The sequence below is a fragment of the Candidatus Seongchinamella marina genome, assembly GCF_026262685.1.
Lineage (GTDB): Bacteria > Pseudomonadota > Gammaproteobacteria > Pseudomonadales > Halieaceae > Halioglobus > Halioglobus marinus.
In genome coordinates, this window is record NZ_SHNP01000001.1 from 154,439 (window position 1) to 174,353 (window position 19,915).

Consider the following 19,915-nt stretch of genomic DNA (forward strand, 5'->3'; position numbering starts at 1 on the left):
AACAGATGGCTATCGACTACACTATGCCAAAACTTGCCATGGCGATGAATGAGGGCGTTATCAACCAGTGGTTAGTGGAAGAGGGTGCCTACGTTGAGAAAGGTCAGGACTTGGCAACGGTAGAAACCGAAAAAGTCGCTTACGATGTGGAGTCTCCGGAGGCGGGTTACTTTCATATTCTGGTGGCCGAGGGTGAGGCAGTGCCCTGTGACACTTTGATCGCACAGTTTGCAGAAACCGAAGAGGAACTGGCTACGTTGCAGTCCTCGGTAAATACTCCCGCTGCTGTCAGTGCTGAACAGGCAGCGCCGGTGGCGGCGAGCTCAACGCCACAGCTTTCCAATAGCCCAGCCAGAGTCATTGCGTCGCCACTTGCCCGACGGTTAGCGCGTGATGCCAACCTGGATCTGCATACGGTTATCGGTTCCGGACCGGGTGGGCGCATCGTCAAGCGCGACGTATTGCCCTTGATCGCGGCGCTGCAAATTGGCGATGCGGTGATTGCGCGAATGCCCTTCACCGGCATGCGTAAAACCATTGCCGATCGAATGACTGCCAGCCTGCAGTCAACGGCGCAACTGAGCGGCAATTGGGAATCAGATATTACTGCCATGATGGCCTTCCGGCAGGAATACGTGCGACGAGAAGCCGAGTTGGGCACACGTATATCGGTGAATGCTTTGATTGCCAGGGCGATGGCTTATGCCATCAAACAGGTGCCTGTAGCCAATAGCTGCCTTGAGAATGATGAAATTGTGATCTATCGCTCTATCAATTTGGGCATCGCTGTCTCGGTGCCTGGCGCTAGCGAGTACGACAGTGGCCTGATGGTGGGCGTGGTGCACGGTATAGAAAATATGGGCCTGGCAGAACTCGACTTGTCCATGAAAGCCATGGTGGAACGACTGCGCAGTGGCCAGGCCACCGCCGAAGATACCGGCGGTGCAACCATCACCCTGTCCAGTACTGCGGGTGTAGGTCCGCCCGGGCTAACATCAACGCCGGTATTGAATTCGCCGAATACGGCGCTGGTGGGTCCGTCTACGCCGATCGAGCGCCCCGTCGTTGTCGACGGCGAAATGTGTGTGCGTACCCTGATGCCAGTGTCGTTCACTTTTGACCACAGGGTCATGGATGGCGAGCCAGCGGCACGCTTTATGCGCGCACTGCACGATTGTCTTGAGCATCCCGAGTTAATGATGGCATGAGCATCCAAGCGGAGTATTGCAGGTGAGTGGGCGCGACCTTCTTATCATAGGTGCTGGCCCGGGCGGCTATGTTGCTGCAGTGCGGGCGGCGCAGTTGGGACTGTCTGTTACCGTGGTCGAAAAAGCTGCCCCGGGCGGCGTTTGCCTTAACTGGGGCTGCATACCCTCTAAGAACCTTATTCACCAAGCCGATGCATTCAATAGTCTTGAGCACATGGCAGAGGTGGGGGTGTCGATTGATCGCGAAACACTCAACTATGCACTGGTGCAACAACGTTCGCGCAAGGTAGTGAAAACCCTTACCAACGGTGTTGCGGGTTTGCTCAAGCGCAACAAGGTTGAGTGCCTCATCGGTGAAGCCAAACTGGTGTCGGCAACTGAAGTATTGGTAGACGAACAACAAAGCCTGCAGGCCAAAAAAATTATTGTTGCTACCGGTTCGCGACCAATGCATGTCCCCGGTTTTGAGTTTGACGAGGATCGGGTGCTCTCTTCCACCGGCATTCTGGCGCTGGAGACGCTGCCCGAGAGCCTGGTCATACTGGGCGCCGGTGCAATCGGTTGCGAGTTTGCCTATGTGATGAATAGTTTCGGGGTGAAGGTGTTCCTCGTGGAGGCTCTGGATCACTTACTACCAACAGAGGATGTCGACGTTTGTGCGGTGCTGGAAAAGTCATTTAGTAAATCTGGCATTGCTGTGCACACGTCCACACGCGCTTCTGCTTTGTCGCGCTGCAGTGACCATGTGACCGTGTCGCTAACATCTGCGGATGGGCAAAGCACAGAGGTGTCGGCGGAACGTGCGTTAGTCGTATTCGGTCGCAGCCCCAACACGCAGTCCCTTGGGCTTGAATCCGTCGGCGTTGCTTTGGATAAGCGCGGCTTCATTCCAGTGGGAGACTATGGTCAAACCAGCACTCCGGGTATTTATGCGATAGGCGATGTAACAACCACCCCGGCACTGGCCCACGTGGCTTCAGCCGAGGGTGAGCTGGTGGTAGAACATATCGCAGGTATAAAAACTGGCCGTAAGGCGATTGATCCGGCGCTGGTTCCCTCCGCCATTTATTGTGAGCCACAGGTCGCCGGGTTTGGCTTGCGCGAACAGTCGGCAGAGCGTGCAGGGGATGCCTTTAAAACGTTTAGCTTCCCCTACTACGGTGCCGGCAAGTCGATTGCTATTGAAAAACCAGAGGGCCTTGTAAAAGTTATCTGTGATGCAAAGACAGACGAGATTATTGGCGCGCATGTTGTCGGCCATAATGCGACCGAGTTAATCCATGAGATCCTGCTGGCCAAGTCGGCGGAACTTTTGCCCGAGGATATTGCAACCATGGTGCACGCACATCCGACTCTGTCGGAGGCGACAATGGAAGCGATGCGCGGCATTTACAGCCAACCGATTCATGGTTAGGCAGAGGATCAGTTAATGGAAGAAGCCCTGAATATTGCTGTTATACCCGGTGACGGTATCGGTAATGAAGTAATGCCCGAGGGCATTCGCGTGCTCGAGGCAGCCGGCGTCCTCTCCGATATCAGTTTTAACTGGACTCACTTTGACTGGTCCTGCGAGTACTTCGCCAAGCATGGCAGCATGATGCCCGAGGACGGCATCGATATTTTGCGTGAGTTTGATGCCGTTTATCTTGGGGCGGTTGGCTTTCCCGGCGTACCCGACCATGTATCGCTGTGGGGTTTGTTAATTCCGATTCGCCGCGAATTTAACCAGTACATTAATCTGCGCCCGGTACGATTGTTTGACGGTGTCCCCTGTCCGTTGGCGGGCAAGAAGCCCGGTGACATCGATTTTATGGTGGTCAGGGAAAACGTGGAGGGTGAGTACTCGGCGATCGGTGGCATTCAGTACGAAGGCACCGAGGACGAGGTGGTTATTCAGCAGAGTGTCTTTACCCGCAAGGGTGTTGATAGGGTGCTGCGCTATGCTTTTGAACTGGCCAAAAGCCAGGGGCGCACACGGGTGAGTTCGGCGACCAAGTCGAACGGTATCATCCACAGCATGCCCTATTGGGACAAGCGTTTTGCGCTGATGGCCGAGCAGTATCCCGGCATCAAAACGGACCAGTACCATATCGATATCCTGACCGCGAATTTCGTTCGTATGCCCGAACATTATGATGTGGTTGTGGGCAGTAATCTATTTGGCGACATTCTCTCAGATCTCGGTCCGGCCTGCACGGGCACCATCGCCATTGCGCCGTCCGCGAACATCAATCCTGAGGGTTTTTTTCCGTCCATGTTTGAGCCAGTCCATGGCTCTGCCCCGGACATAGCCGGACAGGGTATTGCCAATCCTGTAGGTATGATCTGGTCGGGTGCCATGATGTTGCAGCATCTTGGCCATGAGGATTGTCACGATCGGATCATGACGGCTATTGAAACGGTGCTGCGCGAGAACAAGTACCTGACCCGTGATATGGGTGGCTCAGCTACCACACAAGAATTGGGCGCTGCGATTGCCTCAACGTTGAATGAATAATGTGCTCTGATGTTTAAAAGCAACGCCGGGAATGGGCAGGTCATAGGCTGCGCGATATAGGCTCAGGCAATGCTGTTACTCGGCATCGGCATCGGCACCGAGCGCGGTTTTTCCGATGGGTCCATACAGCTTGGGGCGCCGATCTCTGAAGAGACCCCAGCTTCGACGATAGTTGGCACATTCATCGAGGTCGATGGACGCCACCAGGATTGTCTCTTCGTCACGTCCAGCTTCGGCGATTTTTTCTCCAGTATGATCAGTGATAAACGAGGAGCCATAAAAAGTGGTGCTAATGCCGTCGTCCTCTTCCACGCCGACGCGGTTGGACGCAATGACCGGCAGCAAGTTGGCGGCCGAATGTCCCTGCATGACCCGTTGCCAATGACCGCTGGAGTCGAGGCTGGCATCTTGCGGTTCTGAACCGATAGCGGTGGGATAGAACATGGCCTCGGCACCCAGCAGCGCGCAGCAGCGGGCTGTTTCCGGAAACCACTGGTCCCAGCAGATGCCTGCGCCGAAAGTTCCGTAGCGGGTTTGCCAGACCTTGAAGCCAGTGTCCCCCGGAGTGAAGTAGAACTTCTCGCAGTACCCCGGACCATCAGGAATATGGGACTTGCGGTAATTACCCAGAACAACGCCATCAGCGTCTATCATAACCAGTGAGTTGAAGAAGGTATTAGTGTCTCGTTCGAAGTAACTGATGGGCAGCACCACCTCAAGCTCGGCCGCTACTTTGGCGAAACGTTGAATTAATGGATTACTCAAGAGGGGTTTAGCCAGGTCTAGGTACTTGTATTGCTGGGTTTTGCAAAAGTAGGGGACTTCGAAAAATTCCTGCAGCAGGATTACCTGGGCGCCGGCGGCATGAGCGTCGCGCACGGCCTTTTCGGCCTTTAGCATGTTGGCTTCAATATCCCAACTCATAGCTAATTGCGTAGCGGCGAAGGTGACGATACGGCTCATGTCAGTGTCCTGTCAGGTTTGTTTAGTGGGTCGCTATCAGGATAGATCAAGCGCTCTGGATGTGTTGTACCTACATGGGGTTAGGGTGTTACGGCTTTTGCCCGGGGTGATTCAAATGGGGTTGGAGCCTCCAGCATTGGGGGTGCCCTATGCATTCTTATTCTGTTCATTGGAGGCAAGCGCTCACCCATCACATAATCGTGTCACACAAAACTTTGGATAATTTCCGAGTTGAAAGCTGATCCTATAGTGATCCCCAGGCTTCAATGGCGCCATTTCAGTGCAGCGCAGCGGCAGGGTTATTTCCGATTCGTAATCCAGTAACTGATGCTGCTCAAACGCCTGAACGCGGGTAAACAGCAGCGCATCGAAATTGTTCAGATGGGCTACTGATGGGATAGTGACATTCACCGGGTTCAGCTCAATCATGCCAGTGCTGCTGCTTTGGCATGCGCGCTGTTCAAGTGCTGCGGCCTGATCTGGTATCAGGCTGAAAACAGTAGCGATCGGATAGCGCCCGCCAGCCTCTTCCAACGCGACAAGGTCTGGCGCATCACCGCGTTTAAACGCAGCTGTCTCAGCGTCCAGATGGGCAAGGCACAACTCAACTTCGATTTTCTGGGGAATGAATATTCCTTCGCCGTGTAACTGGGGTGCGAGGTTAGCGGTGACCGCGAATTGAGGTTCTTGCTCAAGAGACTTCTGCATCGTCTCAGTGATAATGATATGGGGGCTGCCGGGATGTTGATAACGGCAGGCATCGTCCTGCACAAAGTGAATGTAGTGTGACTGCAAACCAAAATGCTCGACGAGCTGGCCTACGCTGTCTAGCGAGCGCTGATGGATGTCCAGCAGGTGTACCTGTAGCTCACCGGCGTGGAACCTTCCTAGTAGCGGTAATAGCAGTGTGGCGAAGGGGCCGCAGCCGGCGTACAGGATTTCAATCGGTTGGTTTGCAAAGCGATCGCTGGCGGTGTTGATGGCCGTATGGACAGCGCGAATAAAGACTACGCTGCGCTGATAGTCCTTTACGCAGTGAGCGGCAGCTTCCGGGTTAATGGCTACGCCATCCTTGAGCAGGGAATCGTCGGCCCAAGCGTCAAAGCTGCGGTCCGGTACTACACCGGTGACGTTACTACAAAGCCGGGCGAAGGCATCCAGGGCTTCACGCAGGTGCGTGGGGGAGCTGGCCTCATCAAGGAGGGTGTCGCTGATGTCGTCGAGGGTCATAGTGGCATGATTATTAGGGAAATTGCTGATACAAAAAAGCCCTCCAGAACGATAACAGTTTACGTCGTGCCTCAGAGTGCGCAGATTAGCGGCGTGACACGGGGTACATCACGCTTACCGGATCGGGCAGGGTAGTAGGCTGCTGTGTACAGCTTATGACAGGTTTGCGAGCAGCGCTTGATGATCTGGCGGTAGCCCATATGAGTAAACCAGTATGAGGGGATAAAATGCGAACTTTACTCATAGACGGCGCGGCCCAGCGCACAGAACAAACGGATGTCACCGGGCCTTCAATGGCGGCGTCTATGGCGGCGTATATAGCGTCCCCTGGGGCGTTACCTACTGCCGTGCAAAGAGACCTGCGCTCAGATCATGCGGGTGAGACCGGGGCGGTGTTCATCTACTGGGGTATCCTGAGCTGTACACGTGACAGCGCCTTAAGGGAGTTTGCGACTGAGCATCTGGCTACCGAGCAGCGTCATCTTGCTTTTTTCGAGCAGTGGTTACCAGCGTCGCTAAAAAGTCGTCTGATACCACTATGGAAGTTGGCCGGTTGGCTGCTAGGAGCGCTGTCCCTGCTTGGCGGCAGGCGCGGTGTTTTCCTTACCATCGAAGCCGTTGAAACCTTTGTCGTCGCCCATTATCGCGAGCAACTGCCTCAATTGCGGGAAGTCGGGCAAGAGGGACTGGAGCTCAAGTTACGTAGTTTTATGGACGACGAGGCAGCACATCGCGACGATGCTGCCAGCCGCAGCGTTGCTGGCCCTGCAGGTCCGTTGGGGCGGGTCTGGTGTGCGCTTGTGGGGTTCGGCTCAGCAGCGGGTGTTGCTGCCGCCAGAAGGTTATGAGATGTCCCGCACAAAATCGCCGGTTCGGCATTTTTTGTGCGCGGGTGAAAGTTTTACTCAAATATCTCACACCAGCGGACGTTGAGTTGGGGGAGGCGGCCTCAACTGACGATCATAGTTAATCCATTGATAGACATGAAATAAGTAATTATAAGTGTAGCGATATACCTCTGTTTATACACCCGGATTTTATTAACGCAAAAGTAACGGTAGGCGGTAGCAGGATTGCCCTTTGCGTGGCTTACCAATTGCTCTGACATTCAGTATCTAGCTGTTTACCTAATGTCCGCTTTCACCTCAAAGCGGACCCATTCACTATCTCTGACCCAGTAGTGAACTGTGCTGATTCTGGCAAGTGCGACTACCTAACCTAGTAATGCCCAGTCACGGAAATTTCGGATCTATCAAAGGTGTAGTCATCATCACACTATTTTGCAATAGACCCGCGCCTTTATTGGGGTGTGCCGCCTGCCATCGTGGATCGGTAGACATGGCGACCAGGTCCTGCACGCTGGGGTAATACACCAGATTATATATCTCCCATCCATCCTCAGTACCTAGCACCAGGTGTTCCACAGAGCCTTGAAAGACTGGATAGGCACCACTCTCCGCAAATATTTCACCCACTACGTCGTTATACAGTTGTTGGGCTTCGGCACCGGACAAACCGTGACTTGTGCCATCGGGGTAGAGGGCCATTTCTCGCCTTGTAAGGAGATTCGAATTGTAGATTTCTTGCCGCTCGGGAAAGGGGTCAATCGTGGGGTTAGCGAAGATCGCTTTAACCCAGAGGCTCTGCACCGCTAGCGTGGCCTGATGTTTTAATTGAACGGCCTGTTGGTAGGAGGGAGCTTGAATGACAGCGAGAAAAGCCTGAGGGCTTGGGTAAGCAATCACCCGTACCCGGCTCCATTCACGCCCTTCATGCATATTGGGTTGCTTAAACACGGCGTTTTCAACGGCTATACGTGCGCCAACCAACACCAGCTGACCTGCCAGGACGTCGTCATATTGAGCAAGCATTATATCTGTCTGCGGATTGTCCTGATCGATATGCCAGTATTCCACCAGGTAGAACGGCTCACTGCCGAGTTCATTCTCAATTAACGAGTGCAGCAAGGTTTGGTTTGCGGGCGTGTGATCGCTCGACAGGGACTGGGCCAGAGTACATGGCTCACCGCATACGTTAAATACAGGCGCCAGATAAAAGACCTCATCGGAAAGCAGAAAGTCCATGAGTGCGTCGTTGCCCTCGAAGCCTGATGTAATAATCGGGCAGGAGCTGGTCAGGTTGCCACACAGATAACCAGTTTCCGGGCGCCAGCCCTTGAATTGAAATCCTTCTGCTGGCTCAGCGATGAATGTCTCATTGAACAGCAAGTCGGCAACGTCAATTTCACAGGTCTGTAATGCCTCACACGCATAGTTTCCCGATATTGTGGTAACCCGGCCGTTGTCGGGAACTTGAATTTGAATCTTGCAGCCCGACAGCAGTGCTATGAGCATAATACCTGAAGCAGTGAGCTTGAGCCGAGCTAGTAACATGATTGGTTCCAACCTTTGTTGTTCGTTAAGGAAAGTAGCCGTGCGGTGCACCCTTGAATGCCCATCCTAGCCGAACATCGATGCAACGATGCAACGATTCCCATTATAGGGGTCGGGAGCGGAGGTTCAAATCAATATAACGCAAGGCCCGCTATTAGGCGAAAGCGGACATTGGAGGACCTGAGTCGGCCCTGGGGCGCGTAATGTCCGCTATCACCTCATAGCGGTCGTAAATGCTCGCAGTTACGCCTGGTCTGTAGCGTAGTGGAAAACACCAGTTGTAACTGCGCATATTATACGCGGACACGATTTTATCGCGATTACTTTCACTACAATTACATGGGTGGAGCCGGGTTTTTTTCTATGAAGTCAACGACCTGGGCCGTCAGTTCCGTACCCACATCCTCCTGGATAAAGTGTCCGGCAGTCGGGTAGCGTCGATGATCCTGACCGGCAGCACCAGGCACATGCGCAATCCATTTATCCTGGTTCCCCACTCGCCCCAGGTGCCGGTCCCGCTCGCCAGCCAGAAAAAGGAAAGGCCGATCGTAGCGACCCAACTCTTCCCAGGCTGGTACGTTCTGCTGCCCTATACCTGCTAGCATAGAGGGGAAAGCGCGAATACCTGCCCAGTAGATGCGCGACGGGTAGGGGGCGTTGTAAGAGGCATACTCCTGCACTGTCAGTCCATCTACGCTCGCAAGATCTAGCAGCCCGTCCGCAAATAAATCGGGGGCAGTCGCTGCGAATTCTATCCACTGTTGAAACCCTTCTTCAAAGCTACTGGCCCCTCGGCGACTGATCAGATGAGCGATAAGGCCGGGGTCGGACTCATCGAATTCAAACACCGGAGCGGAATACGGATTCGAGCCGGGCTCAAATATCCGCAAGTCTCCATTAGCCACCACGATTCGAGCGAAGAGCTCCGGCATATCGCCTGCGATACGCAACCCTATCAGGCTACCCCAGTCTTGAGCAAAGAGTGTGATATCTGCAATGCCCAGCTTTGCGATCAGCACTTTCATCCAAGCCACATGTTGTTCAAATTGGTGCACGCCAGGGTCCACAGGTTTGTCTGACCGACCCATACCTATATGGTCAACTGCAATGACCCTGTAACCGGCCTGCACCAGCACGGGAATCATCTTGCGGTAAAGATACGACCACGTGGGCTGTCCATGCAGCATGAACACGATCTCTCCATCGCGGGGCCCCTCATCAATATAATGATAACGCAACCCAGACACGTTGACGTAGTTGGGCTCGAAGTTATAGTCATGAAGAGAGTCAAAGCAGGCACTTGGTGTACGTACGAATTTGATTCCAGCGGCGGCCGTCTGCACCACGATCTCGCCATCAGGAAGCTTGCAAACGGTAAATACAGGCTCAAGAAAAACGGTCACATCAGAGGCCAGGACTTCCATGCACGCCTCGCAACCCTCAAAGAGGGACGTAGCTACTGGGCAGGTGTTGGTCTGGCCGCCGCAGAGGTAGCCGAGCTCCTGGCGCCAACCATCGAATTGGTACCCCCTTGCCGGTTCGGCAATGAATGTCTCGTTGAACAACAGATCAATTACTTCAATTTCACATGTTTGGGAAACTTCACACAGGTAGTTGCCCGAGACGCTGGTAACCCGGCCGTTGTCGGGGACCTGCACCTGAACTTTACACGCCGAGACGGAAGCCAAAAATAGAACAGCCAGTATAAGTCTGCAAATCACGACGATCCCCTATGGTATATGCGGGCAAGCTACAGCTTAGACTATAAAAAAATCTACCAAATGCAGCTTAGTATTTTCAAATAATGAACGCAAACTGAAACGTACAGCGCCATTTGGGTCGGGGGCGGGTGCTCAAATCAGTGTAAGAAAAATGTCCGTTCCTAGGCGAAAGCGGACATTAGAGGACTTGAGTAGGCCCTGGGCGGCTAATGTCCGCTTTCACCTCACAAGAGTCATTTTTGTGTATGCCCCAGTGCTTGCGTCTGAACCACACACCGAATGTGGATGGTGAATTTACCAATCTGGGGGTTGCTGTAATGACGTTGCAACACCATAGCAACTCAGGGTAGTCATTCATCCTTAACCTACTGCCAGTTTTTTAGTTATCCATCGAGCAATTATCCCGTGTCGGTTATCAGTAGGGTGCAGCCCATCAATAGTATCGGCGGTCAGGTACGGAGCAGACAATACAGTCACATTGTCGTATTCCTTTGCGACGGCTTTTGACCACTGTCGTGCATCTTTTGTGCGCTGCTCAAGCTCTGGTGACAGCGTTACTAGCACAGGCAATACCAACCAGACGTCACAGTCGCGGCCGCTAAGAAACTGCATGTGATCGCGTAGCGCCAGCTTGTATAGTCCCTCGCTAACACCATCGCCAGCCTCGTTAGTCCCCAGCCAATAAATGACTTCGCGTTTAGCGCACGATACCTGTCTGGGTATATCAGACTGGGTAATCATGCTGCCGGCCTGAGCCACGTTGTTGATGTGGAAACCCACTTTGCTAGACCATGCACCTGCATCAGATGATAGTGAGTCGCCAAACAACCAGTAACTGGCCGAGTGCGCAGGCGCTGATAACAGCAGCATCAAAATAAATAGTCGAAACATCCTACCGTGTCCTGTTTAGTGCGCACTATTGTGCTGACGGATACAGATTAGGAGGTTGTTGTTCTATTTATAATCGCTCAAGCCGCCAACGTCATGACTGTGCGCGCCAATGTCCGCTATTAGGCGAAAGTGGACCTTTGAGACACTGAATCGGCCACTACCTAAATTCTGCTATTGCAAGCCTCCGGGCGAGGTCAGTAACCGGGCTGTCACCAAGTCAAAGCACCACAGGGCCTGTCAAAATGTTTGCCCTAGCTAGAGAGCCGTCTCATTCGGTGTCAACTGTCTGAACCAACCAAGAGCTAATCTATTTATTAATCGTCATCCTTGCCTAGCCTCTCGCCTTGTTTGCCTCTGACACCATCCCGAACTTCTTCCTGCTTGCAATCACGTTTATCCTTGCCAACCCTACCTTCCTCCTGGCGACAATCTCTTTTGTCCTGGCGCTCATCCGATCTACCACGCTCTTCTCGGCGGTCTTGGCGGTCATCAGGGTCGGCGTAACTCAATATCGGGGTCGCTATGAGTAATGCGCTCGTGATCATTGCGAATATTCTCTTCATTTTGGGTTCTCCTTAAAGCAGTTTTTGCTATCGACGGTAAGATCTTGATCACATTAAACCATGAAACTGAAAGTACGCGGAAGCTTCCGATTGAGGTCCCAAAACCGATATCAAGAAAGGAGGAATGTCCGCTTTCACCTCAGAGCGGATGTCTTTATTACAGTCAGAAACAGCCCGCTACAGGCCAGAAGTAGAAATTCTCTGGACATAGCCCGGTACTCGTCTAAAATCCTCGAGCTACAAATATAAGCAAAGCGAGCTGCACATGTCACTGATTAGCAAATATACCCGAATTATCGCCATCTTCTTTTCATCGATTACCTTGCATGCGCAAGCGGAGCAGGTAACGAATATCCATGAGTTCTTTTCGCCAGATGGGCGAGTGGTAACTGAAGCCAGCTATCCAACTGACGAAACATCGCGGCAGATGCTTCAGGCGCAAACCGTTGTGGGTATCAACCGCTTTCTGCACAAGCGAAAACTGACACCAACCGAAGATCAGCCTGTCGTGCGTATGAACCGAGATACGTACTACTCAATGATAGTAGTTGATGTGTCAAAAGGAGCGAAGATAACCCTTCCAGATATTCCAGAAGGTAAATACATGTCGCTCCAACCGGTGACCGAAGATCACCGCATACAGCCAATGTCGTATGGGCCTGGAACTTTTGAATTGGCCACGCATACTGGCACGCATATCTACGTGATTGTTCGACTGGATGCCACCTTCTCTGAGGAGGAGGCGGCTCGATATCAAGATCAGATGTCGATTAGTGCTGCCAGTGACATGATGCTCAGCACCGAACCGGTCGAGTTGGAGTCGTTTGAGCGTGTCGAAAATGCACTCAAGGCTAAGACACCCATGCTTGCGAAACGTGACGGGATTCTGGCGTTACGCGGAGGTTTCACTGCGCCAACCGACGAGTCGCGTGGGCTGCACGAATTAGACAAGTACCAGATAATGGCGGCAGCCGGTTGGGGCGGCGCTCAATGGAAGGACAACATTTACGAGGTGTCCGGCAGTTATCCTAGCGACGCTTGTCACCAGGCGACCTTTGACGACCCCAAGAACGAGGCTTTTTGGTCCTTCACGGTTTACGACAAGGCCGGTTTTATGTTCGACGACGTGGCAAACGTGAGCTCGGATACCGCCACGCCGAACGGTGACGGCACGTACACCGTAAGCTTCGGCTGCGGTCAGGGGGCTTCTAACAATCTACCGACGGAAAACGAATCGGGTGAATTCACATTGGCTATTCGCCACTACCAACCAGGCGAACTGGTGCGGGACGAAGGTTATCGCCTACTACCGTTCGTTAAGCGAAGGTGAATATTAGGTCGGGAGGAATTCGCCTAATCAGTAAAAAACTCTGAGTGACCTCGTGTTACCTTGAATTGGTGGAGGCGGCCGGAATTGTGTCTACTCCGCCCCTGCGGGCCGTCTTCGACAGACCTCGCTATGCCTGGCCACCGGCGCTCTTTGAGCTGCCGGTCCTATGCCGGCCGATTACATATAAAAAAAGGCCATCGAATTGATGACCTTTTTTTAATATGTGGTGGAGGCGGCCGGAATTGAACCGGCGTCCGCCAGACCTCTGCCTTCGGCTCTACATGCTTAGATTCCGTTAATTAATTTAGCTGCACACAGCCCAACGGGCAGGACGTGATTAGCGAGTTCTGTAAAAGTTTAGCAGCGCCGCCCAGAACATACATTGCTGCGAGCCAGTTCTGTATGACAGTCAATAATGCGGGGCTGGCACCTTGTCATTGACCGCTAGAGCCGAAGCTACTAGATGGTGTCTAGTGACTGCTTACGCAGCCAGTTGAGCACCGTAGTTGTCGTCATTGGCAACTAATAGTTTGCAGCTTTGGATTTACGTGATTGGCTACCATCACGGCATGCACCTAAGGGTTTGTATCCGTCGTCGAATCCAAATCGCCCCCAGTGAACTTTCATTGTACCTCATAACATGGCGTTGAGTTTGGCAATTTTCAAGGCCGTGGTGGTATTGGGCCTAATGACGCCGCTGGCTCCAAGGGGGCGCCACGGTGTATTCTGCGGCTATCTTTTAGTGGGAGTCTGATGATGGAAGGGATGATACCCCTGGTACTAACCATGCTAGCCACCGGCGTTGCTGGGGGCTTGATCGCGGGCTTGCTGGGTGTGGGTGGCGGCATTGTTATTGTGCCTGTGCTGGATACGGCCCTGGCCATTCGCGGGGTTGACCCTGCCATTCGCATGCATGTGGCGGTAGGAACCTCTTTGGCGACCATCATTTTTACCTCCATGTCCTCGGCCCGAGCGCATCATGCCCAGGGCGCGGTCGATATGGATTTAGTAAAACTGTGGGGCCCCTTCATATTCGTGGGCTCCTTAATGGGCTCGGTGGCAGCTGCCCAGGTTCAGAGCGCGGTGCTGGCGGGTATTTTCGGTGTGGTCGCCTTGCTGATTGCGATTCAAATGCTGCTCCCGCTGGATAATTATCGGCCCTGGAAGCAGGTGCCTAAGGGGGCGGGCAGTATTATTGCTCCCACCTTTATCGGCGGCCTTTCGGCGATGATGGGTATTGGCGGCGGTACCTTCAGCGTCGCAACGCTCACCATGATGAGCCAGCCTATTCACCGGGCGGTCGGTACGGCGTCTCTTTTCGGTCTGCTGATTGCCGTTCCGGGTACCATCGGTTTCATCATTAACGGCCTGGGCGACCCTCGGTTACCGGCCGCTAACTTTGGCTATGTGAATTGGATTGGTGTGGCCCTGATCGCACCTATGACTATGTTGATGGCGCCCATAGGCGCGCGTGCTGCCCACAAGCTGTCCAAGCGCGCCCTGAGTCTGGCCTTTGGTGTTTTCCTGCTAGTGGTGGCTGTGCGGATGTTGGCGCGGGTGATTGGTTTTGAGGTTTAGCAGTGTGAATCATTCCCTGGCTTTCACTGCTAGCCAGAGTTGGTGCGCGCAAGGCGGGCCCTAAACGGAGTTTGATTCAATCGTCAGGGGCCAATAACGCTAGGTCTATTGCTTGACGTTGTCCCGCACAATCCGCTGTTTCTGGCGGTTCCAATCTTTGTCTTTCTGGCTGTCGCGCTTGTCGTGTGCCTTCTTGCCTTCAGCCAGGGCAATACGTGCTTTTACCAGGTGACCTTTCCAGTACAATTGGGTGCAAACGCAGGTCTGCCCCTTCTGGGTGACGGCCACTTGCAGCTTGGCGAGCTCTTTCTTGTTGAGCAGCAATTTACGGGTGCGAGAGGGGTCGGTGACATAATGAGTAGACACGGTATCTAGCGGCACGATGTGCGAACCCAGTAAAAAAGCTTCGCCATCCTTCATCAGCACGTAGGAGTCAGCCAGATCTGCCTTGCCCATACGCAGGCTTTTCACTTCCCAGCCAGACAGGGCAACACCTGCTTCAAAGTTTTCCAGAAGATGGTAATCGAAGCTTGCCCGTCTGTTCTGGGCAATAACGTTGCTGGGTTTGTGTGATTTCTTTTTGGCCATGGCGCGCATTATACGTAGGTGGCCCGGCACTTAAACGGTAATCTTTCCCTTTTATGCAGGGTGGGGCTGGTGCAATCTAAGCCTATGATAATTTTCGGGATTTAGTGGTGAATTCCAGACAGCAGCGCGAGCTGAAGCAGTGGCGTAGCCGCACCACCTTTGTCTTGGCGCTGTCCTCGGCAGCGGTGGGCCTGGGCAGTCTTTGGCGTTTTTCCTGGATGATGGGGCAATACGGAGGAGGGGCATTTATGCTCACTTACGTGGCCTGTTTGTTTCTATTAGCCGTGCCCATTATGTGCGCCGAAGTGGTGCTGGGCGCTTATGGTCGTGGTAACCCCATGGCCGCTATTCGCCACGTCTGTGACCGCTCTTTGCTCTATCGCTACTGGCAATGGTTGGGTTTGCTGGCCTGTGTCACCGGGCTTTTGATCCTGGGTTACCAGTCAGTGGTGGCTGGCTGGAGCCTCTACTACCTCGAAGTGATGCGCGGCGATGAATTGTCTGCGGCCAGCCCCCCGATTGTGGCCGCTCACTTCCAGAATTTGCTAGAGAGCCCTGTGCTCCAGCTGAAATGGCAGAGTATTTTTTTGGCTGTATTGGTCGCCGTGCTGGCCTTTGGCGTGCGCCGCGGTTTGGGTGCACTGGTTTGGCTGGTGGTGCCGGTGATGATCACCTTGCTGGGTTTACTAGTGAAATACGCACTGGACAATGGCGACCTCGCGGCGGCGCGGGAGTTTCTCTTTAATGTGCAGATGGTCGATTTCACTCGCGAGTCGGTTTTGGCTGCAATGGGTCATGCCTTGTTTACTTTGGGAGTGGGAGTAGGTGCCGGTATTGTCTATGGTGCCTATGCGCCCAGCCGCATTCCCATCGGCCGATCGGTCATGGCGGTGGCGGTATTTGATACGATTATCGCGGTGCTCGCCGGAATAGCTATTTTTCCGGTTATTTTCGTTAACAACCTGGCACCGTCTTCCGGTCCGGGTTTACTTTTTATCACTGTCCCCTATGCATTTGGCAATGCGCCCCAGGGTGAACTGTTTGGTAGCCTCTTCTTTGCCATGACGGTGGTGGCCGCCCTGGGCTTTTCGGCCGCGTTGATGGAGCCCGCAGTAAGTATGCTGCAACAGCAGCTGCGCTTGCGCAGGGTGACTGCTGTGTTAATAGCGGGCGCAATTGCCTGGCTGCTGGCCTGGGCTGTTTCAGCGTCACTGGGCCCCAGGGGCTGGTTTGGTATGCAACACCTTATGCATAAGCTGGATTTTCTCACCGCCAATATTTTGTTGCCTTTGGTATGCCTGCTCACCGCTGTTTTAGTGGGATGGCGGCTGAACAAGGCGGTGTTGCGTCCAAAATTGGCGCGCGAATCGAACCTGTCTTTCTCGCTTTGGCATGCCCTGCTGCGCTATATTGCGCCCGTCGCCATCGCGCTGATCGTGTTGGCGGGCCTGAATGGGTAAGCAAGTGGCTCCATGACAACGATTAACCGAAGTGTACTGCTACCTTTTCGAGCGCAGCAGCTGTTTGACCTGGTCAACGATATCGAGGCCTATCCCCGCTTTATGGATGGCTGTGTGGGCGCGCAAGTTTTGCGTCAGGAAGAAGGTCTGGTAGAGGCCCGGCTGGATTTGTCCAAGGGTGGGGTTTCTCACAGCTTTTCAACACGCAATCGGATGGTAGATGCCGAACACATTTCACTGGAGCTGGTGGAAGGGCCATTCGATCAGTTTGGAGGGCGCTGGGAATTTACGCCACTGGGCGACTCGGCCTGTAAGGTTAGCCTGAGTCTGCATTTCAGTACCAACAATGCTCTGCTGGGAGCGGCGGCAGCCAGACTGTTCGATTCAGCGACCAATAATCTGGTGTCCGCGGTGGAAAAGCGCGCCAAAGAACTTTACGGTTAACTCAATGACTGAGCAAACGATGATCAACGTAGAAGTGGCCTACGCGCTGGATAACAAGCAGGCGCTGCTAGAGTTGCAGGTGGTTGAAGGAACGACTGCCCTGCAGGCAGCGCAGCAATCGGGTATTACCGGTAAGTTTGAGGGTATAGACCTGGAAAATTCCAAGCTGGGTATTTTTTCGAAAGTCGTCGCGCCATCGCAGGTGTTAAGAGACGGAGACAGGGTGGAAATTTATCGCCCGCTGATTGCCGACCCCAAAGAAGTTCGCAAGGCACGGGCCGCAAGGGCCAAGGAGCGCCGTTCTAAAGAAGGCTAGCCGCCCTCGGCAGTCTCTTCTTCTTCGCCGGTCTCTTCCTCGGTAGTATCTTCTTCGGCAGTCTCTTCCTCGGTAGTATCTTCTTCGGCAGTCTCTTCCTCGATGGTCTCTTCGAGGGGTTCAGTGCCTGATTCAGCCGGGGATGGGCCGGCAAAGGCCTCAGGTATGTAATCGCCAATTACCGATGTGAGTGAGTCGGCCTCAAAAAATACAGTTAATCGATCTTCCGCCAAGACCTCTAGTCCGTTACGCCGGGTGTATATGTAATCCCAACGGTCTCGGTTGAAACTGTCCTCTACCATCGGTGTGCCCAGAATAAAGCGGACCTGGCGCCGACTCATGCCAGGCTGCAACTGGTCTGCCAACTCCTGGGTAACAATGTTGCCTTGTTCGACGTCAATGCGGTAGACGCCGGGAAAGCCGACGGCGGTGCAGGCGCTGATACAGGTAATCGCGAAGGCGATCAGGAGGATACGCATGGGGTAGAACTTCCACTTAGGTTGTAGGGGTGGCATCATACCGCTACTGAAACCCACAGAGAAGCCCTCGCTCATGGCAGAAGAAAATCAGGAGTTACGTCGCGCCGGTCTGAAGGTGACCTTGCCGCGGGTAAAAATCCTGCAAATATTAGAGTCTGCAGCCCAGAGCCAGCGTCACCTGAGTGCCGAGGAGGTCTATGACTTACTTCGGGACACCGGTGAAAAAGCGGGTCTGGCGACGGTTTATCGGGTGTTGACCCAGTTTGATGCCGCCGGCCTGGTGACCCGTCACAACTTCGAGGCGGGTCGCGATGGTTCCAGTGCCTCCCACTCGGTGTTCGAACTGGCTCGCGGCGAGCACCACGATCATATGGTGTGTATGGAGTCTGGCGAGGTCATTGAGTTTCACGACGAGTTAATCGAGCAGCGCCAGCGCGAAATCGCCCGCGAACACGGCTTTGAGTTAGAAGATCACTCCCTGGTGCTCTACGTCCGCAAGAAACCTTAACTTTCCAGCATTTCCCTGGCATGGGCCAGGGTTTGCTTGGTGATTTTCACTCCACCGAGCATCCGGGCAATTTCATCTACCCTGCTACTGTCATCCAGCGATTTAAGGTCAGTTTGCACTGATTTTTTGTCCGCTGTCTTGCTGACCTGCAGGTGCTGATGCCCCTGCGCTGCCACCTGGGCAAGGTGAGTAACACACAACACCTGTGCCTGGCCCGCCAGATCACGAAGTAGTTTGCCGACAACTTCGGCCACCGCGCCGCCAATTCCCACATCGACTTCGTCAAAGACCATGCTGGGCACTGTACCTTCGCTGGCAGTGACTACCTGTATCGCCAGGCTAATGCGCGAGAGTTCGCCCCCGGAGGCAATTTTCCCTAAGGGCTGAGGCGCCGCTCCGGGGTTGGTACTGATCAGGAATTCTATGTCTTCGCTGCCATGGGGGTGGGGCGAGCTGTCTTCGCGCGGCGTGAGCGAAACTTCCAGCGTGCACTGGGCCATGGCCAGGGTGCCGAGAATTTCCTGCGCCGCTGTTACCAGTTGTTTACCTGCTTTCTCACGCTGTTTGCCCAGCTTCTTTGCCGCCTTGTGATAGTGTGCGGCCAAGTCACCCATTTCTGTGCGCAGCTCTTCTACGCGCTCGCTGCTGCCTTCTAATCCCGTTAGCTCTTCCTGCAGGCGCCGGTGGGTCGCAATGACTTGCTCGGGCATCACCCGATGCTTTCTTGCTACGTCATAAAAGGCCTCCAGGCGGCGTTGTACCTCACTCAGACGCTCCGGATTAACCTCCACTGAGTCAATATGGCGCTGTATTTCACTGTGGGCCTCGTTCAGCTGAATGGCCGCACTGTCTAATAGTTCGCGGGCACCCTCAATCGCGGGGCCGCTGTGGGTGTCCTCATCCAGGAAGTTAAGTGCCTGACGGGTTCCAATCTCTTGCTGCTCGCACAGCTCCAGTGCCGAGTGGGCAGAGCTCAAAATTTCCTCAGCATTGGCCAGCAGCTTTTGTTCCTGCTCCATGGCGACCAGCTCACCTTCCTGCAGTGCAAGCTCGTTCAGCTCTTCTACCTGGTAGGCCAACAGCTGCGCGCGGGCAGTGTGTTCATCCTGGCTACCGGTGAGTAATTCCAGCTCGCGCTGGGCACGCAGCCAGTCTGAGGCGAGTTGTTCCACCGATGAGGCCAGTTTTTGCTGTCCGGCGTACACATCCAGCATTTCTCGCTGCACTGCTTTGCGCAGCAGCGATTGATGCGCATGCTGGCTGTGAATATCGATCAGTATGGAGCCCAGTTCGGCGCAATCCTGCAGGGTAGAGGTACTGCCGTTGATATAGGCGCGACTGCGGCCCTCGGTAGTCACCACCCGCCGCAATATGCACTCGTCGCCGCCGCTGAGGTCGCGGCCTTGCAGCCAGGCGCCGGCTGCCGGTATGTCGGAGATATCAAAAGTTGCTGTGATATCAGCGCGATCGCAGCCATGACGCACGGTTTTGGGGTCTGCGCGGTCGCCCAGGCAAAGGCCAAGGGCGTCGAGCATAATTGACTTGCCTGCACCGGTTTCGCCGGTGATCACGGTCATGCCGCGGGCAAACTCCATTTCCAGTGAGGAAACGATAGTGTAATTGGTGATGCTGATGTGGCTAAGCATGTGCGTACCCGATGGTTTTGTCAGTTATACCCTAGATGAAAGGCGGCATAAACATCTGCTGTGTTCAGTCGCAGGTTTTGTGTTTGCCGGGCACTGTGAT

The 19,915-nt window shown here is 54.0% G+C and carries 19 protein-coding genes and 1 other RNA gene; 10 read left to right on the forward strand and 10 right to left on the reverse strand.

The window, feature by feature from the left end; all coding sequences use genetic code 11:
* Positions 1-5 precede the first annotated feature (5 nt).
* The 3 genes from EYC87_RS00575 to EYC87_RS00585 are packed head-to-tail and all read left to right on the forward strand — an operon-like array spanning position 6 to position 3,705.
* Positions 6-1,208, forward strand: a complete 1,203-nt coding sequence (locus EYC87_RS00575; protein WP_279251143.1) for a dihydrolipoamide acetyltransferase family protein — start codon at positions 6-8, stop codon at positions 1,206-1,208.
* 22 nt (positions 1,209-1,230) lie between these two features.
* Positions 1,231-2,622: a dihydrolipoyl dehydrogenase gene (lpdA, locus tag EYC87_RS00580; protein WP_279251144.1), complete on the forward strand. Its 1,392-nt coding sequence runs from the start codon at positions 1,231-1,233 to the stop codon at positions 2,620-2,622.
* Between the two features lie 15 nt (positions 2,623-2,637).
* Positions 2,638-3,705, forward strand: a complete 1,068-nt coding sequence (locus EYC87_RS00585; RefSeq protein ID WP_279251145.1) for a tartrate dehydrogenase — start codon at positions 2,638-2,640, stop codon at positions 3,703-3,705.
* 75 nt (positions 3,706-3,780) lie between these two features.
* Here the strand turns inward: EYC87_RS00585 and aguB are convergent, their stop codons facing one another.
* Positions 3,781-4,668 carry an N-carbamoylputrescine amidase gene (gene aguB / locus EYC87_RS00590; protein ID WP_279251146.1) on the reverse strand — a complete coding sequence of 296 codons (888 nt, stop codon included), beginning with the start codon at positions 4,666-4,668 and terminating at the stop codon, positions 3,781-3,783.
* 183 nt (positions 4,669-4,851) lie between these two features.
* Positions 4,852-5,898 (reverse strand): SAM-dependent methyltransferase, encoded by a 1,047-nt coding sequence (locus EYC87_RS00595; RefSeq protein ID WP_279251147.1) that lies wholly within the window; start codon positions 5,896-5,898, stop codon positions 4,852-4,854.
* 227 nt (positions 5,899-6,125) lie between these two features.
* On the opposite strand from EYC87_RS00595, the gene EYC87_RS00600 reads away from it, so the two are divergent.
* Positions 6,126-6,746 carry a demethoxyubiquinone hydroxylase family protein gene (locus EYC87_RS00600; protein ID WP_279251148.1) on the forward strand — a complete coding sequence of 207 codons (621 nt, stop codon included), beginning with the start codon at positions 6,126-6,128 and terminating at the stop codon, positions 6,744-6,746.
* A 384-nt stretch (positions 6,747-7,130) separates the two neighbouring features.
* On the opposite strand, the gene EYC87_RS00605 is transcribed toward EYC87_RS00600, so the two are convergent.
* From EYC87_RS00605 to EYC87_RS00620, 4 genes are all read right to left on the reverse strand, one after another.
* Entirely contained in the window at positions 7,131-8,291 is a 1,161-nt protein-coding gene (locus tag EYC87_RS00605; protein WP_279251149.1) for a hypothetical protein, read from the reverse strand.
* A 335-nt stretch (positions 8,292-8,626) separates the two neighbouring features.
* Positions 8,627-10,012, reverse strand: coding sequence for a haloalkane dehalogenase (locus tag EYC87_RS00610; RefSeq protein ID WP_279251150.1), 1,386 nt, complete (start codon positions 10,010-10,012; stop codon positions 8,627-8,629).
* A 360-nt stretch (positions 10,013-10,372) separates the two neighbouring features.
* The gene (locus tag EYC87_RS00615) at positions 10,373-10,903 is read right to left on the reverse strand and encodes an SGNH/GDSL hydrolase family protein (protein ID WP_279251151.1); all 531 of its coding nucleotides are present in this window, start codon (positions 10,901-10,903) and stop codon (positions 10,373-10,375) included.
* A 314-nt stretch (positions 10,904-11,217) separates the two neighbouring features.
* Entirely contained in the window at positions 11,218-11,466 is a 249-nt protein-coding gene (locus EYC87_RS00620) for a hypothetical protein (protein ID WP_040541719.1), read from the reverse strand.
* Positions 11,467-11,731: 265 nt separating this feature from the next.
* Here EYC87_RS00620 and EYC87_RS00625 point away from each other — a divergent pair, with 265 nt between their 5' ends.
* Positions 11,732-12,796, forward strand: a complete 1,065-nt coding sequence (locus tag EYC87_RS00625) for a DUF1254 domain-containing protein (protein WP_279251152.1) — start codon at positions 11,732-11,734, stop codon at positions 12,794-12,796.
* Between the two features lie 224 nt (positions 12,797-13,020).
* Here the strand turns inward: EYC87_RS00625 and ssrA are convergent.
* Positions 13,021-13,410, reverse strand: a transfer-messenger RNA (tmRNA) gene (gene ssrA / locus EYC87_RS00630).
* 139 nt (positions 13,411-13,549) lie between these two features.
* On the opposite strand from ssrA, the gene EYC87_RS00635 reads away from it, so the two are divergent.
* A complete protein-coding gene (locus EYC87_RS00635) occupies positions 13,550-14,374 on the forward strand; it encodes a sulfite exporter TauE/SafE family protein (protein ID WP_279251153.1) in 825 nt (274 codons plus the stop codon).
* Between the two features lie 105 nt (positions 14,375-14,479).
* Here EYC87_RS00635 and smpB read toward each other — a convergent pair whose 3' ends face one another.
* A complete protein-coding gene (gene smpB, locus EYC87_RS00640; RefSeq protein WP_040542430.1) occupies positions 14,480-14,962 on the reverse strand; it encodes an SsrA-binding protein SmpB in 483 nt (160 codons plus the stop codon).
* Positions 14,963-15,069: 107 nt separating this feature from the next.
* On the opposite strand from smpB, the gene EYC87_RS00645 reads away from it, so the two are divergent.
* From EYC87_RS00645 to EYC87_RS00655, 3 genes are read left to right on the forward strand one after another with little or no spacing between them, the layout of a single operon-like run.
* The gene (locus EYC87_RS00645) at positions 15,070-16,422 is read left to right on the forward strand and encodes a sodium-dependent transporter (RefSeq protein ID WP_279251154.1); all 1,353 of its coding nucleotides are present in this window, start codon (positions 15,070-15,072) and stop codon (positions 16,420-16,422) included.
* A 12-nt stretch (positions 16,423-16,434) separates the two neighbouring features.
* A complete protein-coding gene (locus tag EYC87_RS00650; RefSeq protein WP_279251155.1) occupies positions 16,435-16,866 on the forward strand; it encodes a type II toxin-antitoxin system RatA family toxin in 432 nt (143 codons plus the stop codon).
* Positions 16,867-16,870: 4 nt separating this feature from the next.
* Positions 16,871-17,182, forward strand: coding sequence for an RnfH family protein (locus EYC87_RS00655; RefSeq protein WP_279251156.1), 312 nt, complete (start codon positions 16,871-16,873; stop codon positions 17,180-17,182).
* Here the strand turns inward: EYC87_RS00655 and EYC87_RS00660 are convergent.
* Entirely contained in the window at positions 17,179-17,661 is a 483-nt protein-coding gene (locus tag EYC87_RS00660) for an outer membrane protein assembly factor BamE (protein WP_279251157.1), read from the reverse strand. The genes EYC87_RS00655 and EYC87_RS00660 overlap by 4 nt on opposite strands.
* Before the next feature lie 73 nt (positions 17,662-17,734).
* On the opposite strand from EYC87_RS00660, the gene fur reads away from it, so the two are divergent.
* Complete coding sequence (gene fur / locus EYC87_RS00665) at positions 17,735-18,169, forward strand: ferric iron uptake transcriptional regulator (RefSeq protein ID WP_279251158.1); 435 nt, start codon at positions 17,735-17,737, stop codon at positions 18,167-18,169.
* Here fur and recN read toward each other — a convergent pair.
* Entirely contained in the window at positions 18,166-19,815 is a 1,650-nt protein-coding gene (gene recN, locus EYC87_RS00670; protein ID WP_279251159.1) for a DNA repair protein RecN, read from the reverse strand. The genes fur and recN overlap by 4 nt on opposite strands.
* Between the last annotated feature and the right edge of the window lie 100 nt (positions 19,816-19,915).